The organism is Deltaproteobacteria bacterium (assembly GCA_020848905.1).
GTDB lineage: Bacteria > Myxococcota_A > Polyangia.
Map to the genome: position 1 here is coordinate 30,963 of JADLHG010000089.1, position 16,418 is coordinate 47,380.

A 16,418-nucleotide genomic window follows, 5' to 3' on the forward strand; every position below is an offset into this window, starting at 1 on the left:
CGGCCTGGTGCCAGAATCCGTGGAGTTCCCCGGAGGACCCGCTGCGCCCGCGGTCCCTCGTCCCACCGCCGGCGCAACTGCCAGCCGCCAGTCCGAGAAGGAGGGCGAAGGTCGGCACCGTCACCCGGCGGGCCGCGCGCCGCCACTCGGACGACCCCGGCGCGTCACCCATCGAGATCCGAGGTCACGGTCCATCCGTGCCGGCCGTGCAGCTCGACGAAGCGGCACGGCGTGTCATCCAGGCGAACCACCGCGGCGGCCTGGCGCGTGTATCGCCGCAACACCTGAAGCGTCCGGTCACCGACCGGAATGACCAGTCGTCCTCCCTCGGCGAGCTGCTCCTCGAGCGGCGGCGGTACCCCGGGAGCCCCCGCCGCGACCAGGATGGCGTCGAACGGGCCGTGCTCGGCCCATCCCATGGACCCGTCGCGGAACGCGACCGTCGCGTTGGTCAGTCCCAGCGACGACAGCACGCGGGTCGCACGCTCCACGAGGGGCTCCACGATCTCCGTCGCGAAGACGGCGCGGCAGAGGGACGCCAGCACGGCCGTCTGGTAGCCCGACCCCGCCCCCACCTCCAGTACCCTGTCCGTCGGCGCGAGCTCGCAGAGTTCCGTCATGCGAGCGACCATGTAGGGCTGCGAGATCGTCTGCCCGTAGCCGATGGGCAGGGGGTGATCCTCGTAGGCTTGGCTCTGCAGGGAGGCATCCACGAACCGGTGCCGCGGCACTCGGCCCATCACCTCGAGGACGCGCGGATCCGCGATGCCGCGCGCACGAAGCTGGACCTCGACCATCTCCCGCCGCTCGGCCGACCGTTCCTCCGCCTCCGACATCATGCCTCCCCTTCCCCACCCCTCTCATACCCCTCGAACGCCCATTCTCCAGCCGGCGGAAGCACGTCTGCGCTCCAGTCTAGCCGCAGAGCCGACACCGAGATCAGCCCCGCCTCGACGGCGTGCGAGTCACTCCGCGGATCGTCATGCGCCTCTACCCCGGGGCCGGCGATCCAGAAATACGGCAGCCCCCGGGGGTCGAGTCGCCGCACGACCTCGCCTCGATACCGCCGACGCCCCACCCGAGTCCACCGGTACCTGTCGGTCGGGCGACACGGTGCGTTCACGTTCAGCGCGATCCCATCCGGCAGCGGGGCCGTCAGGATGCGCTGCACGAGGGCCGCGGTGAAGCGGGCGGTAGCCTGGAGGTCCTCGGCGAGGCGCTGCGTGACGTGATCGATGGGGTCGAACCCGCCCGCGCGCTGGCCTTCCTCGCGCTCTTCGGGCGCCACCCCCTCCGGAAGCTGCTGAGAGACGGCCACGGCCGGTATCCCGCGCAGCGCTCCCTCGAGGGCTCCCGCGACGGTCCCCGAATAGAAGACGTCGGTGCCGAGGTTCGCGCCGTGGTTGATCCCCGAGACGACGACGTCCGGCTTCCGCGCGCAGATCTCGTGAAGCGCCACGAATACCGCGTCCGCGGGAGTGCCGTTCACGGCGTGCCACCGGGGCCGAAGCGTGCGGACGCGGAGCGGGCTCGACAGAGTGATCGCGTGGCTGGCCGCACTCTGCTGCCGCGCGGGCGCCACGACGACCACCTCTCCCACGGGTTCCAGCGCTCGCGCAACAGCGGCGATGCCGTCCGACTGTACACCGTCGTCGTTGGTGATCAGGATGAGTGGGGTCATGGGCATCGCCCTCGTCACGTCGGCACCGGGCTCACCGCATCGCGGAAAAGAAAAAGGCGCCGCTGACTAGTGCGGCGCCTCTGTCACGATCGGGGCGACTGGATTTGAACCAGCGACCCCTTGACCCCCAGTCAAGTGCGCTACCCAGGCTGCGCCACGCCCCGGCATGTGACGCCCCTTCATAGTCTGCGGCCCGTGCGGTGTCAAGACCCGAGGCCGACGTGTGGCTAGCGCCGCTCGCTCTCGTCTTCGACGAGGCCGAGGAGCTCCTCGAGCTGTCGGCGGACTCCCCCGATGACCTCGACCAGCGCCTCGCGCTCGGCCCCGCTCGTCGCGGCGCCGTGAAGCTCCTTCAGACGCTTGTTCGCACCCGCGATGGTGAAGCCTTCCTGATAGAGCAACTGTTTGATCTGCAGCAGCAGCTCGACCTCCCGCCGGCGATAGAGCCGCTGGTTCGTCCGCGTCTTCTGCGGGCGGAGAACGCTGAACTCCGTCTCCCAGTAGCGCAGCACGTGGGGCTTCACGCCCGTCAGGCGCGCCACCTCGCCGATCTTGAAGAAGAGCTTGTCGGGAATGTCGGGCACGACTCCGTCCCGGTTCGTGGCATCGCGGCGCGCGAACGGCCCGCCCCCTGCGCGTCAGATGCATGCGGGGCGCACGCTCCGAAAGCCCCCGGAGCTACCTCACGCCTCCCCTTTCCCCCTCGAGAACGGGGGGCCCGGCCAGGACCAGGGAAGCCGACTAGCCGTTCAGGGCGTTCTTGAGCACCTGGCTCGGCTTGAAGGTCAGCACGCGGCGCGCGCTGATCGTGATCTCGTCCCCCGTTTGCGGGTTGCGGCCCACGCGGGAGTTCTTGTCACGGACGACGAAGTTCCCGAACCCGGAGATCTTGATCTTCTGCCCCTCTTCCAGGGTCTCCTTGATCGTGTCGAAGACGGTCTCCACGATCTCCGCCGCCTCTTTCTTCGAGAAGCCACCTACCTTCTCGTAGACGTTTTCAATGATGTCGGCCTTGGTCATCTCAGCATTCCTCCGCGCGCCAGGGCAACGGCACGAGACAAGTGGAGCCACCGCACGGGCCCATGATGCCGCGTACTCCCGCGATCTGTCAACCGAAACTCCGGCGGCGCCGGGTCAGGAAGGACGCACCAGCTCTACGACGCGCTGGAAGGCGTTGAAGTCGGCGACGGCAAGGTCGGCCAGCACCTTGCGATCGATCTCGACCTGAGCGGTCTTGAGCCAGTTGATCAACCGGCTGTAGCTCACGCCACAGCGCCGCGCCGCGGCGTTGATGCGAACGATCCAAAGGCCGCGGAAGTCCCGCTTGCGAACGCGCCGGTCGCGGGTCGAATACCGCCACCCGCGACGAACGGTCATGACGGCCTGACGAAACAGCCGTCCCTTGGATCCCACGTAGCCCTTCGCCGCCTTCAAGATCTTGTTCCGGCGGCGGCGGGCTTTTACTCCTCGTTTTGCTCTCGGCATGACTGCGCTCCTACCCGGAGGGAACTATCCACCGTAGGGCAACAGCAACTTCACGCGATCGGTCTCGACGGCGTTCATCGTCGAGCCCTTGCGCAGGTGCCGCAGCCGCTTGGTGGTCTTCTTGGTCAGGATGTGATTGCGATGCGACTTTCGATACTTCACCTTGCCCTTGGCGGTGAAGCTGAATCGTTTTTTCGCGCCGCTGTTGGACTTCATCTTCGGCATCGTCAGTTTCCTTCCTGGCTGTCGCCCGACGGGATCTGGGCCTCCCGCACGAGCTGGTCGACGAACGCGTCCACAGGCATCGCGGGCATGGCCTGACCGGATCGCGGTCGCGGCGCAACGCAGCCGCTCTGCACTTCCTTGTCCCCCACGACGAGCATATACGGAATCTTCTGGAGTTGCGCCTCGCGAATCTTCGCCCCGAGCTTTTCGTTGCGCAGGTCCGCCTCCGCCCGGATCCCCGCGGCCCGGAGTCGCTCCAGCACCTTCTGGGCGAACGGAATCTGCGGGTCGGTCACCGTCAGCACCGTCGCCTGCACGGGGGCCAGCCAGAGGGGGAACGCGCCCGCGTAGTGCTCGACCAGGATCCCGAAGAACCGCTCCAGGGAGCCGAGCAGCGCGCGGTGGATCATGATCGGCCGATGGCCGCGCGCGCCGTCCTCTCCGACGTAGTTCATGTCGAACCGCTCCGGCAGCTGGAAGTCCACCTGGAGGGTGGAACACTGCCATTTGCGTCCGATGCTGTCGCGGATCTTGAGATCGATCTTTGGGCCGTAGAACACACCCCCGCCGGCGTCCACCTCGAACTTCACCCCGCTGCGCTCGAGGCAGTCCTTCAAGATCGCCTCGGCCTCGTCCCATTGCTCGGGGGTACCGACGAACTTGGCCGGACGCGTGCTGAGGTAGAGCTCGAAATCGGCGAAGCCGAAGGTCCGCAGGATCCGCAGGCAGAAGGTCAGGACCCGGTCCACCTCGGCCGCGAGCTGATCGCGCCGCACGAAGAGATGCGCGTCGTCCTGCGTGAAGCCTCGCACGCGGAAGAGCCCGTGGAGCACGCCGGTCCGCTCGTACCTGTAGACGGTCCCGAGCTCCGCCCAGCGCAGCGGGAACTCGCGGTAGGAGCGCAGGTGGCTCTTGTAGATGACGACGTGGTACGGGCAGTTCATCGGCTTGGCCAGGTAGTTCTGACCGTCGATGTCCATCCCCGAGTACATGTTCTCCGAGTAATAGCCGAGGTGCCCGCTCTGCTCCCAGAGGTTTTCACGCGCGATGTGCGGCGTGTAGACCATGTCGTAGCCGTGCGCGAGGTGCTCTCGGCGCCAGAAGGTCTCGATGAGGTGCCGAACGAGCGCCCCCTTGGGATGCCAGAGGACCAGGCCCGCCCCGATCGTTTCGCTGAACGAGAAGAGGTCCAGGTCCTTACCGAGCCGGCGATGGTCCCGGCGCTTCGCCTCCTCGAGCTGCTCCAGGTGCGCCTTGAGATCCTTCTCCTCGAAGAACGCGGTGCCGTAGATGCGCTGAAGCATCTTGTTGCGTTCGTCGCCGCGCCAGTAGGCTCCAGCGACTCCCGTGAGCTTGAAGGCCTTGATCCGGCCCGTGCGCTCGACGTGTACGCCGCGGCAAAGGTCCACGAAATCGCCGTGTCGATAGAGCGAGATGGTGTCACCCGCCGGAATGCCGGCGAGGATCTCGACCTTGTAGTCCTCTCCCATGCTGCGAAAGAGCTCGAGGGCCTGGTCCCGCGGAACCTCCTCGCGCACGAAGGGCAGGTCCGCCGCGACGATCCGCCGCATCTCCTCCTCGATCCGGACCAGGTCCTCGTCGCTGAACGGACTCGGGGCGTCGAAGTCGTAGTAGAAGCCCGTCTCGATGGCGGGACCGATGGTGATCTTCACCGCGGGGAAGAGCCGCTTGACCGCGTCGGCCATCACGTGCGCCGTGCTGTGCCGAAGTTGCTCGAGCGGCGTCATCTCGGGACGCATGGTGCTGCTGCTCTTTCGCCCGGTCTGCGTTCAGGCCGGTTCAGTTTCGGGGAAGCCGCGACCCGGGATGGTTCGCCTTCCGTCATCCAGCTGCAGGCGGCGCTGTGCGGCTCGCCTGAGGCCTAGTAGGCACGGGCGGGATTGAACCGCCGACCCCTACCGTGTCAAGGTAGTGCTCTCCCACTGAGCTACGTGCCTGCTCCCGGCGCAGTAACTAGACCGGACTGCCCGATCTGTCAAGGGATCTTTTCCCCCGAGGGGTGCCCCGGGCGGGGGATCTCACCTCCCCCGAGGCCGCGGCACATGGCGCGTGCCCCCAGGGGCGAGTAGCATCAAGCCATGGTTCGGCGGGCGGCCCAGGTCTGGTTCTGGACCCTGTTGGGCGCCACGTCGTGGGCGGCCGGCTGGTTGGCCCTGGCCCTGCGTGGAAGTGGCCGGGCAGCTCGTCAGCGGCACCTCGGACTCCGCCTCGCGCGGCTTTGCCGCCGCCTCGGGGGGACCTTCGTCAAGGCGGCTCAGATACTGGGCACCCGAGCCGACCTGCTGTCCGATGCCACCCGCGAGCCCCTGACCCAGCTGCAGGACCGAGTGGGCCCCTTCGCGTACACCGCCGTATGCGCGGTGCTCCGCGACGACCTCGGTCGGTCGCCGGAGCGCGTCTTTCGCCAGCTCGACCCCTACCCTATCGCGAGCGCTTCGATGGCCCAGGTTCACGTCGCCCAGCTCTGGACCGGCGAGCGTGTGGCGGTCAAGGTCCTGCGGCCTGGCATCGAACGGCTCGTGGCCTGGGACCTCCGGCTCCTCCGGATCCTCGTGCGGCTCGTGGCCTGGCTGCCGCCGTTGCGCGCCTTTGCGCCGCGGCAGGCGGTGGAGGAACTCGGACAGGCCATCCTCCAACAGACCGACCTGCGCATCGAGGCCCAGCACAACGCGCTCTTCCGCGCTGCGTTCGCTGCAGACCCCACGGTGGGCCTCCCCGCCCTGGTGCCGGAGCTGTCCAGCCGGCGGGTCCTCTGCATGTCCTTCGTCGAGGGTCGAAAGATTCTGGACGCGGCGCTCGACGACCCGGGGCGGCGCGAGCTGGCCCGACGGGGATACCGGCTCCTGCTGCACATGATCTTCGTGCACGGCCTGGTGCACGCGGACCTCCATCCGGGCAACCTGCTCGTCTCCGACGGGCGGCTCGTTCTCCTCGACGTGGGGCTCGTCGCGCGGATCTCGCCCGCGCGACGCCAGGGCCTGCTGCGCCTCCTCGCGGCGTGGGCCGCAGGAGACGTGGCCCGCGTGGCCCAGGCCGTCATCGACGCGGCCTTTGTGGATCCGCAGCTGGCCCGGCCCCACCTCTTGGCGCCGGATATCGCGCGGCTCCTGCAGCGCTTCAGCGCGGCGCGGATCCAGGATCTCTCCTTCGCCGCGGTCCTGGCCGAGCTCTCGCGCCTGGTGCGGCGACAGGGGGCTCAGCTCCACCCGAGCTTCGCGGTCACGGGGCTGGCCGTCGCCGTCGTAGAAGGCGTCGGCCGGCAGCTGGCGCCGGATCTGGCGCTGCTGGCCGAAGCCCTCCCCTTCCTCGGGGAGATGCTGCGGCCGATGGACGCCCAGGCCTCCGCGTGACCTCGGCAGCCACCCACGCCGCCCGGCGCAAACGCCGGCGCAAGACGACGCGAGGACCCGGTCCAAGGTCTGAAATCTCTGTCATCTTCCGGGCGAAAGGGCTTGCCTGCGAACGCGCATCCTTCCTAGAATATTGGAGTTCAGGGCGCGCCAGGAGCGGACCGGCTTGCCCCTCCACCTCACGGATGGGCTGACACCGCTGTCAGAGACGAGGGGCGCTGGATGGCCAGCCGACAGCTCGAGAAGTACAAGCTGCTGGAGGAGGTCGGCCACGGTGGCATGGCGATCGTGTATCGCGGCCTGGACACCGCCCTGAACCGAGAGGTGGCTGTGAAGATCCTCCATCCGCACCTCGCCGACCAGGACGAGTCCAAGCAGCGCTTCCAGCGCGAGGCCCAGGCCGTGGCGAAGCTGCGCCACGACAACATCCTCGAAATCTACGACTACTCGGGGCTGGAATCGGCCGACAGCTACATCGTCACGGAGTTCATCCACGGCCAGACCCTCAAGGCCTTCTTGAGCCGAAGCCCCATCTCGCACCCCGAGATCGCCGTGATGGTGATCGTCGAGGTGTGCAACGCCCTCGAGCACGCGCACAGCCTCGGGATCATCCACCGCGACATCAAGCCCGAGAACATCATGATCCGGAAGGACGGGCGCGTGAAGCTCACCGACTTCGGCATCGCGCAGATCGTGGACGTCGCGCGGCTGACAGTGACCGGACAGCTCCTCGGCTCCCCCGCGTACATGGCTCCGGAGCTGGTGGAAGGAAAGCCCCTGGATTTTCGCTCCGACGTCTACAGCGTCGGTACCCTGCTCTATCAACTCGCCACCGGAGAGCTCCCGTTCAAGGGCAAGAACCCGCACGAGGTCCTCAAGCGGATCGCGGAGGGGAAGTTCATCGACGCGGACATCGTGAACCCGGTGGTCGGCACGCGCCTCGGACGCGTCATTCGCCGCGCGCTCGCGCACGACCCGGATCAACGCTACGCCTCCGTCCAGCAGCTTCGCGACGAGCTCCTGGCCTTTCTCGCGGATGTCGGCATCGAGAGCGCGCGCGACGAGCTCGCGCGGTATTTCGGAGCGCCACCGGAGTACAGCCGCGAGCTGCAGCACCGGGTGGTCACGGCCCTCACGGCGCACGGCAAGGCGGCCCTGAGTGCCGGCCGCACACCGCACGCCTTGCAGTATTTCGACCGTGTTCTCTGCACCGACCCAAGGAACGCGGAGGTCTTGGCCCTCCTCGACCAGGTCTCCCGTCGCCGGCGAATCGGTCGGACGCTGGCCGTCCTCGGCCTGGTCGGTGCGCTCGGCGGCGGTGCCTACGCTGTCTCCCGGCGGTGGCCGGCCTCCAGTCAGACCGCCCTGGCGGAGGACGGGTCGGCGGGCCCCGCGGCCGACGCATCCCGCGCCGTGCACCCCCTCCGCGCCCTGGTGCCGAAGGCGGCGAGCGACACGGGAGGTGGCCCCTCCTCGGTCGCTGCGGCGACGCACGCGCTCGACGCCCGACCGGACGGCCCCCTCGGCAAGGGGCCCGCGAGCGCTACGGTCACGCGCGTGATCCGCGCGCTTCCCCCTCCCCGCCGCATCGAGATCATCCCGACACCCAAGGCCATGTCCATCCTGCTGAACGGCAAGCTCCTCGGGCTCTATGGCCCCGATCTGCGCGAGCTGACCATCCCGCGCGGTGCCGTCACCCTCACCTTCCGGAACGACGCGTGCTGTTTCGAGAAGGTCCTGACCATCGGGCCCCAACAGAACCCGCGCGAGCTGCACGTGCGCCTGCCCTGGAAGCCCGGCCGCGTGCGGGTGAACGTCTCCCCCCACGTGGCGGCCGACGTCGTCGTCGGCAGCACCGTCGGACAGGCCGGACAGGAGCTCCCCGTGCCCATCCCCTCGTACGCCGACAACGGCCGCACCGAGGTTCAGGTGCGGGTGAGTGCCGCCGGCTATCCCACGGTCTCCAGGTCTGTCGTCGCACGCGCCAACCACACCACTGACCTCACGATCGAGCTGCGAAAGACGCCCTGATGCGAAGCCCCTGGCTCATGGTCTTGCTCGCGTCCTCCCTCTACTCCGCCACGCCGGCGATCGCAGACGGGCCAGACCCCGAGCTCGCGCTGCGCCAGGCCGCGAAAGCCTACGACCGCGGCAACTACAAGCGGGTAATCGCGATCCTCGGCCCCCTGCTCTCGCCGCAGATCTTGCTCGCTCAGGAGGCGCAGGTCCTGCAGGCTCGCAAGCTGCTCGGCATCAGCTACGTCTTCTCAAAGAACGCCCCCGCGGCCGAGCGCGAGTTCGTTGCCATACTCTCCGAACGCCCGGACTACCGGCTCGATCCGCTCGTAGACCCTCAAGCGGCCGTGGAGGTATTCGATTCCGTTAAGCGGCGAAACGCCGAGAAGCTGCGCGCCATCCTGGACCGCGAGCGGCGCGAGGCCGACCGTCGCCGGCTGGACGAGGCACGCCGTCGCGACCGTCAGCGCCGCCAGGCCGAGCTCGAGCGCCAGGGTGGGGAGACGGTGGAGCGGACGATCGTCACACGGAGCTACTGGGTGAACTTCGTTCCGTTCGGCGCCGGTCAATTCCAGAACCGCCAGCGCGGCAAGGGATTCACCCTGCTCGGTACCCAGGCGGCCCTCGGGCTCACGTCGCTCGGGGCCTATCTCGCCCTGCGGCTCGCCTACCCCAGCGGACAGGTCCCCGCCGAGGAGTGGACGAGGGCGCGCGCGCTGAACATCACCCAGGTCGTGAGCGGCGCCCTCTTCTTCGCCACCGTCGCCTATGGCATCATCGACGCGCTGCTGCACCATCAGCCGCGGACGGTGGAAGAGAAGAGGTACCGGCGAGCGCCGCGTATCGTGGTCGGCCCCCAGTCGCTTGGGCTCGATCTCACGTTCTAGGCCATTCCGCCGTCGCAGCGAGCCGAGGAGAGTTTTCTTCATGCCGACCCTACGCGTGACCTCACCCGGCCAGCCACCGAAGGTCTACCACCTGTACAAGAAGGTCACCTCGGTCGGCCGCTCCGAGGACTGCGACGTGGTGGTCCAGGACCCCGACGTGGGAGGGAGTCACTGCCACATCCACTTCGACGGCCGGATCTTCAACCTGGCGCCGATCGGCGACCACCGCATCTTCGTCAACGGCAAACGGCAGAAGAAGCACGAACTCGCCCACCAGGACGTCGTGCGCCTCGGCGAGACGGACCTCGTCTTCTCCGTCTACGAGGAGCCCGTCGAGGCGAGCGAGGCGACGTCCACCGCGGTGGACGTCTCGCCCTACCGGATGCTGTTCGACTTCTCGGGGAGGCTGCTGCGCAAGTACGAGCTCGGCGAACTGCTCGAGGCGCTCATGGACGCCGTGATCGCCGTTACCAACGCCGACAAGGGCTTTCTGGTGCTGCTCGAGAACAACGAGCCGCGCATCCGCGTCGCGCGCAACGTGCGCAGCGAGAACATCGACGACGCAGTCGACCAGCTGAGCGATTCCATCGTGGCCAAGGTAGTTCGCACGAGGCAGCCGCTCATCGTGAGCGACGCGCTGAAGGACGACGAGTTCGCGAACTCCATGTCCATCATGAAGCTCAACGTCGTGTCGGTGATGTGCGTGCCACTCATGGACAAGGAGAGCCTCATCGGGCTGATCTACGTCGGGAACGACAACGTGATCCAGCTCTTCGAGCAGCAGGCCCTCGAGGTCCTCACGATCTTCGCGGCACAGGCCTCGCTCATCGTGAAGAACGCACTGCTCATCAACGAGCTACGCGACGACAAGCGCCACCTCTCGGAGCGACTCGAGGCGATACGTTTCGGTCGCATCATCGGCTCCTGCGACGCCATGCGCGACGTCTTCAAGAAGCTGGAGAAGGTTGCCACGACCGACATCTCGGTGCTGATCACCGGCGAGACGGGGACCGGCAAGGAGCTGATCGCGTCGGAGATACACGAGCGCTCGTCCCGCGCGAAGGGACCCTTCGTGACGATCAACTGCGGCGCGATCCCCGAGAACCTCCTCGAGAGCGAGCTCTTCGGTCACGTCAAGGGAGCATTCACGGGCGCCGTGGCGCACAAGCGCGGCAAGTTCCACGCTGCCGACGGGGGCACGCTCTTCCTCGACGAGATCGGGGAGTTGCCGATGCAGCTCCAGGTGAAGATACTGCGCGCCATCCAGGAGAAGACCGTCGTGCGCGTCGGGGAAACTCGGCCCGAACCGGTGAACATTCGCATCCTGGCCGCGACGAACAAGGAACTCGAGGCGGAGATACGTAACGGCCGCTTCCGCGAGGATCTGTACTATCGCCTCAACGTGGTGAACCTCCACCTGCCGCCCCTGCGCGAGCGTGGAGAGGACCTGACCGTCATCGCGAAGTACCTGCTGCAGAAATTCGCGGAGGAGTACAGCTCCAAGGTGCGTGGCTTCTCTCCGAACGCGATGATCGCGATCCGGAAGCATCCGTGGCCGGGCAACATCCGCCAGCTGGAGAACCACATCAAGAAAGCGGTGGTCCTGGCCGACAAGCCGCTCCTCTCGCCGGAGGACCTGGACCTGAGCGCGGAAGAGCTGCCCCCGATCCTACCGCTCGTGCAGGCTACCGAAGACTTCAAGCGCCGCTACATCAACGAGGTCCTGGCGCGGAACAACGACAACCGGACCAAGACCGCCAAGGACCTGGGGGTCGATCCGCGAACCATCTTCCGGCACCTCGAGCGCGAGGACGAGCTGAAGGGCCGACCGTAGTGCCTCGCGCCTGGGCCGCCGCGACGATGGTCGTCCTGGCCGGCGCTGCCACGGCGTGCGTCGTGCCGCAGGACCTCTCCGTGGCTGGCGGGCCCAACAACCGGCCACGCCTGGTTGGCGAGCGCACCTTTCCGACGCTCGGCGAGACGATCACGGTGCAGCAGACCCCCTCCGGGAAGACCCCCGAGCCCTTCGTCTTCATCGTGACGATCAACGACCCCGACGAGCAGACGGTCTTCATCCGCCTCTTCCTGAACGGGGACTACACTCGGCCGCTGTCGCTGCCACCCACGCGCGACCGCGCCGCGGGGAGCGGGCTTCGCGCCCTCCCGTTCGAGGTCAGCGGCCTCTGCGACGAACTCGTCGGCCACGTCGTCGGACGGTACGAACTCGAGCTCTACGTGAGCGACAGCGGGTTCGTGGGCGCGGGAGATGACCTCCGGGTGCCTCAGCCGGGGGGCCTGACGACGAACGGCTACTGGCGGCTGAACTGCACTGGACCTCTGCCGGGGATCGGCGATGCGGGGCCCTGAATGGTGGAGAGGGTCGACCCGTGTCAACGTGTAACGGTGGCGTCGAGATGAGCCGATCGATCGGACATGGGTCGTTTATCCGCGCGGCCACGGCGCTCGTCGTACTGGCCGCATGCACACCGCCCAAGGCGAACGGTGAGTGCGCCTGGGATGGGGAGTGCGAGGCGTCCCAGTTGTGCAACCTGCAGACAGCCCGCTGCATCGAGCGCGCGCGACGGGCGGTGTCGCTCGAGGTATTGCCACCGAGCGGCAACAAGCAGGGCTGGGTGCAGCAGGAGTACCCCTCGGTGCGCCGCGAGAACGATGGCCGGCTGCTGCTGAAGCTGGACGAGACGGTATCGATCCAGGGCAAGGTCTACGCTTCGGACCAGCCCTCGTGGGGAGTCCCGGCGCGCATCCTCGCCTGGCGCGAGTCGTTGCTCACCGGGCGCCCTCGGGTGCAGCTGGAGAGCGCGGCCGTCGATGGAAAGGCCGAGGAGGCGGCCGGATTCGTCGTGTGGGTAGGGCTGGGGCAAACCCACACGTTCTACGTCTCACCGTCCGAGCCGTTCGCCGCGTCGTACCCGCCGGCCCCGCAGGGCAGCATTCGTGCGACGGACCACGTGCAGCGGGACTTCGTCCTCGACGGAGGAGATCGTTCGACCCTCGTGACGGGGAAGGTCCTGAGCTCGAATGGCGCGCCGCTTCCCTTCAGCGTCCAGGTTCGCGCGCACGCGCCGGCGACCTGGCTTCGATCCACCGTCGGCCTGACCTGCAGCCTCGATACGCCGGAGCGCTGCGACGGGGGGAAGTTCCAGAGTGAACAGGCGGGCGAGTTCGCTTTCCGCATCCCGGCGGGGATCCATCCCTACGTCCTGCGCGTCGAGAACGTCGCGCTGTCTGCGGCCCGGCTCGAGGACCTCGAGAAGCGTGCGGGGAGTCGCCCACTGCCCTTCGTCCCCACCCTGGAATGCCAGACGCGGGTCCTCGGCCTTCTGGAGCCCATCCCCGACGGGAAACCGCGCCACAGGCTGGGAGACTCCCTGAGGCTCCCGCCGTTCGCCTTCGCGCGCTTCTATCGGATCAGCGTCGTCGGTGACGACGGCCGGCCGGTCACGGGCGCTCGGGTCCGGATGAGCACCACCCTCACGGCCAAGGCGGGAGCCGGCTTCGAAGGGTGCACGGCGCATTTCGAGCGCACGGGGACCACCGGCGCCGAGGGGAAGGTGAACCTGCCCCTTCTGCCCGGAGACGCAAAGGAACGGACGTATCAGGTGCTCGTCACGCCTCCGGCGGACAGCGCGTACGCGAGTCGGGTGATCGCCTCGTTCGGAGTCGGCGCCACGGGGGGCGAGGTGGCCACGCCGATCACTCTCGGTCGACGACACGTCGTCTCGGGCCGCGTCGTCGGCCCGGATGGCAAGGGTGTCGCAGGTGCGGCCGTGGAGGCGGTCGGCATGGCCCTGGCGCGAAGCGCCCCCTTGAGCCCTCCGCCCACCACCTCCGCCGCCGTCACCTCGGACGACGGCTCCTTCACGCTTCACGCGGACTCCGGCTCGTACAACGTGCTCTTGACCCCGCCGGCAGGCTCCGGGCTGGCGGCCTCGACCATGGTGAGCCTTCAGGTCGCGGGCGGGCTGGAGGGGCTGCTCTTCGAGTTGCCGCCTCCGGTCGGCATCGTGGGCCGGCTCGAAGACGCCAAGGGGAAGCCCGCCGGGGGTTTCATGGTACGCGCCTTCGACCTCCTTCCGGATGCGCTCGGCCCCGCGGGCATCCCGGCGTCCTTTCGAGCGGTGGCCCAGGCCGCGGCTGTCACGGATGCGAACGGGGAATTCCGGCTGTTGCTGCCGACTCCGCGCTGAGACGACTCTCGCGCGCGTGACGGCGCCGCGGCGGCGGTCTGCGTCCCCCGGTCACCTCGTCCCCGGCAGTCCTGGCTTGACTTGCGCGCCATCATGTTGAAATGTAGCCCGGTTCTGGCCCAGGTAGCGTGCCAGGGCGCCGATCGTGGGTCCGGTCGCGAGCGCCGGACGATGCGGCTGTGGTGAATTCATGGCCGAGCCCCAAACCCTGGCCGGGGGCCCAGAGATAGCGAGGCGCACGATCCGGCGGTGGCGCCGGGCGTTTCTTGGGATCTACCTCACCGTGACGGTGGGCGCGGGGCTCCTCGCCCTGCTGTCGATGTTATCCGTGCACCTCGGCGTTCGAGAGCTGATCCCGGTGGCTGCAGGTGGGCCGGTCATTCGAGCCACGGCGGACGAGCCGAAGGAGCTCAGAGCGTGCCACCGAGAACTCGAACGGCTCCTGCTCAGCCTGCACGAGGAAACGTTCGTCATGCAGGGGCGGGCGCTGAAGTACAAGATCGATCCGGCGGCGGAGTGGCACAACTGGTCGAACGCGTGGCGTGGCCGGTGGCAGACCGTCCAGAGACGCTGCCGGCTCCGCGAGCTGGGCGGCGCAGGAGTGAGCAAGGAGATAGATAGGATGGCCGCGATCCACGACGGGCTGGGAGAGCTTCAGCTCTCGTACACCGGGGTCATGGACCGCTTTCTCGAACGATACGTGGACCGCCTGCGTCGGCTACGGGCCGACCTCACAGCGGTTCGGGACATGATCGATCACCGCAGCGCAGGCGCGGGTCGCCCCTCGGGCACTCGTTGAAGGCGCAGCGTCGGGAGCATACGATGTCGATTGTCGATGAAGACCACACCACGGCAGAGCAGCTGCCGCCGGTCGCGGTGCCCGTGACGGAGCCGGACGGCCCCACCTTTGCGTCCCTCGGGCTGCGGCCAGAGGTACTCCAGGCACTGACGGAAATCGGGTTCGAGCGCCCCACCGACGTGCAGGTGCAGGCGATCCCCCTGGCCCTCGCTCGTCGGGACCTGCTGGTCCAGAGCCGCACCGGCAGCGGCAAGACGGCCGCCTTCGGCCTGCCCATGTGCACCGGCCTCCTCGACGACGCACGGGAGGAGGTGCAGGCCCTCGTGCTCGCGCCGACCCGCGAGCTCGCGCTGCAGGTGGCCAACGAGTGCAGCCGCTTCTGCACGCACATCCCCCTGCGCACGGTCGCCATCTACGGCGGTGCCCCGATGGGACCCCAGGTTCAGGCGCTGAAGGGCAACGCTCAGATCGTCGCCGGCACGCCCGGCCGCGTCCTGGATCACATCCGGCGGGGAACTCTGGACCCCTCGGGCATTCGCGTCCTCGTGCTCGACGAGGCCGACGAGATGCTCTCGATGGGCTTCCAGGAGGAGATCACGGCCATTCTGCAGCAGCTCCCGGCCGAGCGGCAGACGATGCTCTTCTCCGCGACGATCCCCGACGAGATCGAGCGCATGATCGAGCGCTACCTGCACACGCCGGAGCGCATCTACCTGAGCGAGGACTTCGTCGGCGTTCGCGAGATCCGGCACATCTACTACCTCGTGACCGGCGGAGACCGTACGCGCAGCCTGCTCGACATCCTCTCTTACGAGAAGCCGGAACTCGCGCTCATCTTCTGTAACACGCGCGAGGACACCGGACGTGTGGCGGACTTCCTCTCGCGCAACGGCTTCGAGGCGCAGGCGATCAGCAGCGACCTGACGCAGAAGGACCGCGAACGCGTGATGGAGCGCATGCGACAGGGCGAGCTCCATTGCCTGGTCGCCACCGACATCGCGGCCCGGGGCATCGACATCGCCGACGTGACGCACGTTTTCAACTACACCTTCCCCGAGTCGGCGGACATTTACGTGCACCGTACCGGCCGAACGGGCCGAGCCGGCCGCTCGGGGACCGCCATCTCTCTCGTCTCGCCCCGCGAGATCGGCAGCTTCTATTACTTGAAGCTGATTCACCGGATCTTCCCCGAGGAGCGGCACCTCCCCACCGTCGAGGAGCTGGCCGCTCGGCAGGAGGGAGAGCTCTGCCAGACGCTCGCTGCGCGCTACGAGGGTCAAGCCGCGTCCCCGGCCATGCGCAGCCTGGCTCGCCGCGTGTGGTCGATGGTCGACGGCGAGGCGCTCGTCGGGCGCGCGCTCTGGGAACTTCTCTCCGGGGGGACCGCGACGGCTCGGCGGCGCCCTGCTCCGCCCCCGCCTACCCGGGCTGCCTCCCAGCCGCAACGCGCAGACGCCACACCCGTCGAGACCGAGGGCGAGGGGGAGCCGGCTTCCCGGCTTCCTTCGGATGACCGCGTAGAACGGTCGACGCGGCCGGAGCGCGGAGGGCGGCGCGGCGGCAGCGACGGACGACGAGGTCGCGGGAACGGACGCGACCGGGGTCGCGGCGGGCGAGAGAGCGGCCGAGACGGCCGGCGAGGCGAGCGTAACGGGCAACGCCCACCGGCAGAGGCACGAACGGACGAACGGCCGGACGACGTGGGCGCTCCGCGCGTCGCGCCGGAAGAGGAGGCCGGCCTGCGCG

At 68.3% G+C, this 16,418-nt stretch carries 15 protein-coding genes and 2 tRNA genes; 8 read left to right on the forward strand and 9 right to left on the reverse strand.

What is annotated here, in order from left to right; translation table 11 throughout:
- Positions 1 to 164: 164 nt before the first annotated feature.
- The 9 genes from IT371_32080 to IT371_32120 all read right to left on the reverse strand — a co-directional run bounded on the left by IT371_32080 (position 165) and on the right by IT371_32120 (position 5,349).
- Positions 165 to 839, reverse strand: coding sequence for a protein-L-isoaspartate(D-aspartate) O-methyltransferase (locus IT371_32080; protein MCC6752330.1), 675 nt, complete (start codon positions 837 to 839; stop codon positions 165 to 167).
- Positions 836 to 1,681, reverse strand: a complete 846-nt coding sequence (gene surE, locus IT371_32085; protein MCC6752331.1) for a 5'/3'-nucleotidase SurE — start codon at positions 1,679 to 1,681, stop codon at positions 836 to 838. Before surE ends, IT371_32080 begins: the two co-directional genes overlap by 4 nt.
- Positions 1,682 to 1,770: 89 nt before the next feature.
- Positions 1,771 to 1,845: transfer RNA gene (locus tag IT371_32090), tRNA-Pro, on the reverse strand.
- A gap of 63 nt (positions 1,846 to 1,908) precedes the next feature.
- Entirely contained in the window at positions 1,909 to 2,265 is a 357-nt protein-coding gene (locus IT371_32095; protein MCC6752332.1) for a MerR family transcriptional regulator, read from the reverse strand.
- 157 nt (positions 2,266 to 2,422) lie between these two features.
- Complete coding sequence (locus tag IT371_32100) at positions 2,423 to 2,701, reverse strand: integration host factor subunit alpha (GenBank protein ID MCC6752333.1); 279 nt, start codon at positions 2,699 to 2,701, stop codon at positions 2,423 to 2,425.
- Between the two features lie 114 nt (positions 2,702 to 2,815).
- A complete protein-coding gene (gene rplT / locus IT371_32105) occupies positions 2,816 to 3,166 on the reverse strand; it encodes a 50S ribosomal protein L20 (GenBank protein ID MCC6752334.1) in 351 nt (116 codons plus the stop codon).
- Between the two features lie 24 nt (positions 3,167 to 3,190).
- Complete coding sequence (rpmI, locus tag IT371_32110; protein ID MCC6752335.1) at positions 3,191 to 3,391, reverse strand: 50S ribosomal protein L35; 201 nt, start codon at positions 3,389 to 3,391, stop codon at positions 3,191 to 3,193.
- Between the two features lie 2 nt (positions 3,392 to 3,393).
- On the reverse strand, positions 3,394 to 5,151 hold the full coding sequence (thrS, locus tag IT371_32115) for a threonine--tRNA ligase (protein MCC6752336.1): 1,758 nt from the start codon (positions 5,149 to 5,151) through the stop codon (positions 3,394 to 3,396).
- 126 nt (positions 5,152 to 5,277) lie between these two features.
- A tRNA-Val gene (locus IT371_32120) sits at positions 5,278 to 5,349 on the reverse strand.
- A gap of 141 nt (positions 5,350 to 5,490) precedes the next feature.
- Here IT371_32120 and IT371_32125 point away from each other — a divergent pair.
- The 8 genes from IT371_32125 to IT371_32160 all read left to right on the forward strand — a co-directional run.
- A complete protein-coding gene (locus IT371_32125) occupies positions 5,491 to 6,762 on the forward strand; it encodes an AarF/ABC1/UbiB kinase family protein (protein ID MCC6752337.1) in 1,272 nt (423 codons plus the stop codon).
- Positions 6,763 to 6,984: 222 nt separating this feature from the next.
- The gene (locus IT371_32130) at positions 6,985 to 8,793 is read left to right on the forward strand and encodes a serine/threonine protein kinase (GenBank protein ID MCC6752338.1); all 1,809 of its coding nucleotides are present in this window, start codon (positions 6,985 to 6,987) and stop codon (positions 8,791 to 8,793) included.
- The gene (locus IT371_32135) at positions 8,793 to 9,665 is read left to right on the forward strand and encodes a hypothetical protein (GenBank protein ID MCC6752339.1); all 873 of its coding nucleotides are present in this window, start codon (positions 8,793 to 8,795) and stop codon (positions 9,663 to 9,665) included. The genes IT371_32130 and IT371_32135 overlap by 1 nt, the downstream gene beginning before the upstream one ends.
- 40 nt (positions 9,666 to 9,705) lie before the next feature.
- Positions 9,706 to 11,499, forward strand: a complete 1,794-nt coding sequence (locus tag IT371_32140; GenBank protein MCC6752340.1) for a sigma 54-interacting transcriptional regulator — start codon at positions 9,706 to 9,708, stop codon at positions 11,497 to 11,499.
- Positions 11,499 to 12,032 (forward strand): hypothetical protein, encoded by a 534-nt coding sequence (locus tag IT371_32145; GenBank protein ID MCC6752341.1) that lies wholly within the window; start codon positions 11,499 to 11,501, stop codon positions 12,030 to 12,032. The genes IT371_32140 and IT371_32145 overlap by 1 nt, the downstream gene beginning before the upstream one ends.
- Positions 12,033 to 12,079: 47 nt before the next feature.
- A complete protein-coding gene (locus IT371_32150) occupies positions 12,080 to 13,873 on the forward strand; it encodes a carboxypeptidase regulatory-like domain-containing protein (GenBank protein MCC6752342.1) in 1,794 nt (597 codons plus the stop codon).
- Positions 13,874 to 14,063: 190 nt separating this feature from the next.
- Positions 14,064 to 14,672, forward strand: a complete 609-nt coding sequence (locus IT371_32155) for a hypothetical protein (protein ID MCC6752343.1) — start codon at positions 14,064 to 14,066, stop codon at positions 14,670 to 14,672.
- A gap of 23 nt (positions 14,673 to 14,695) precedes the next feature.
- A partial coding sequence (locus IT371_32160) for a DEAD/DEAH box helicase (GenBank protein ID MCC6752344.1) occupies positions 14,696 to 16,418 on the forward strand: 1,723 nt, incomplete at its 3' end.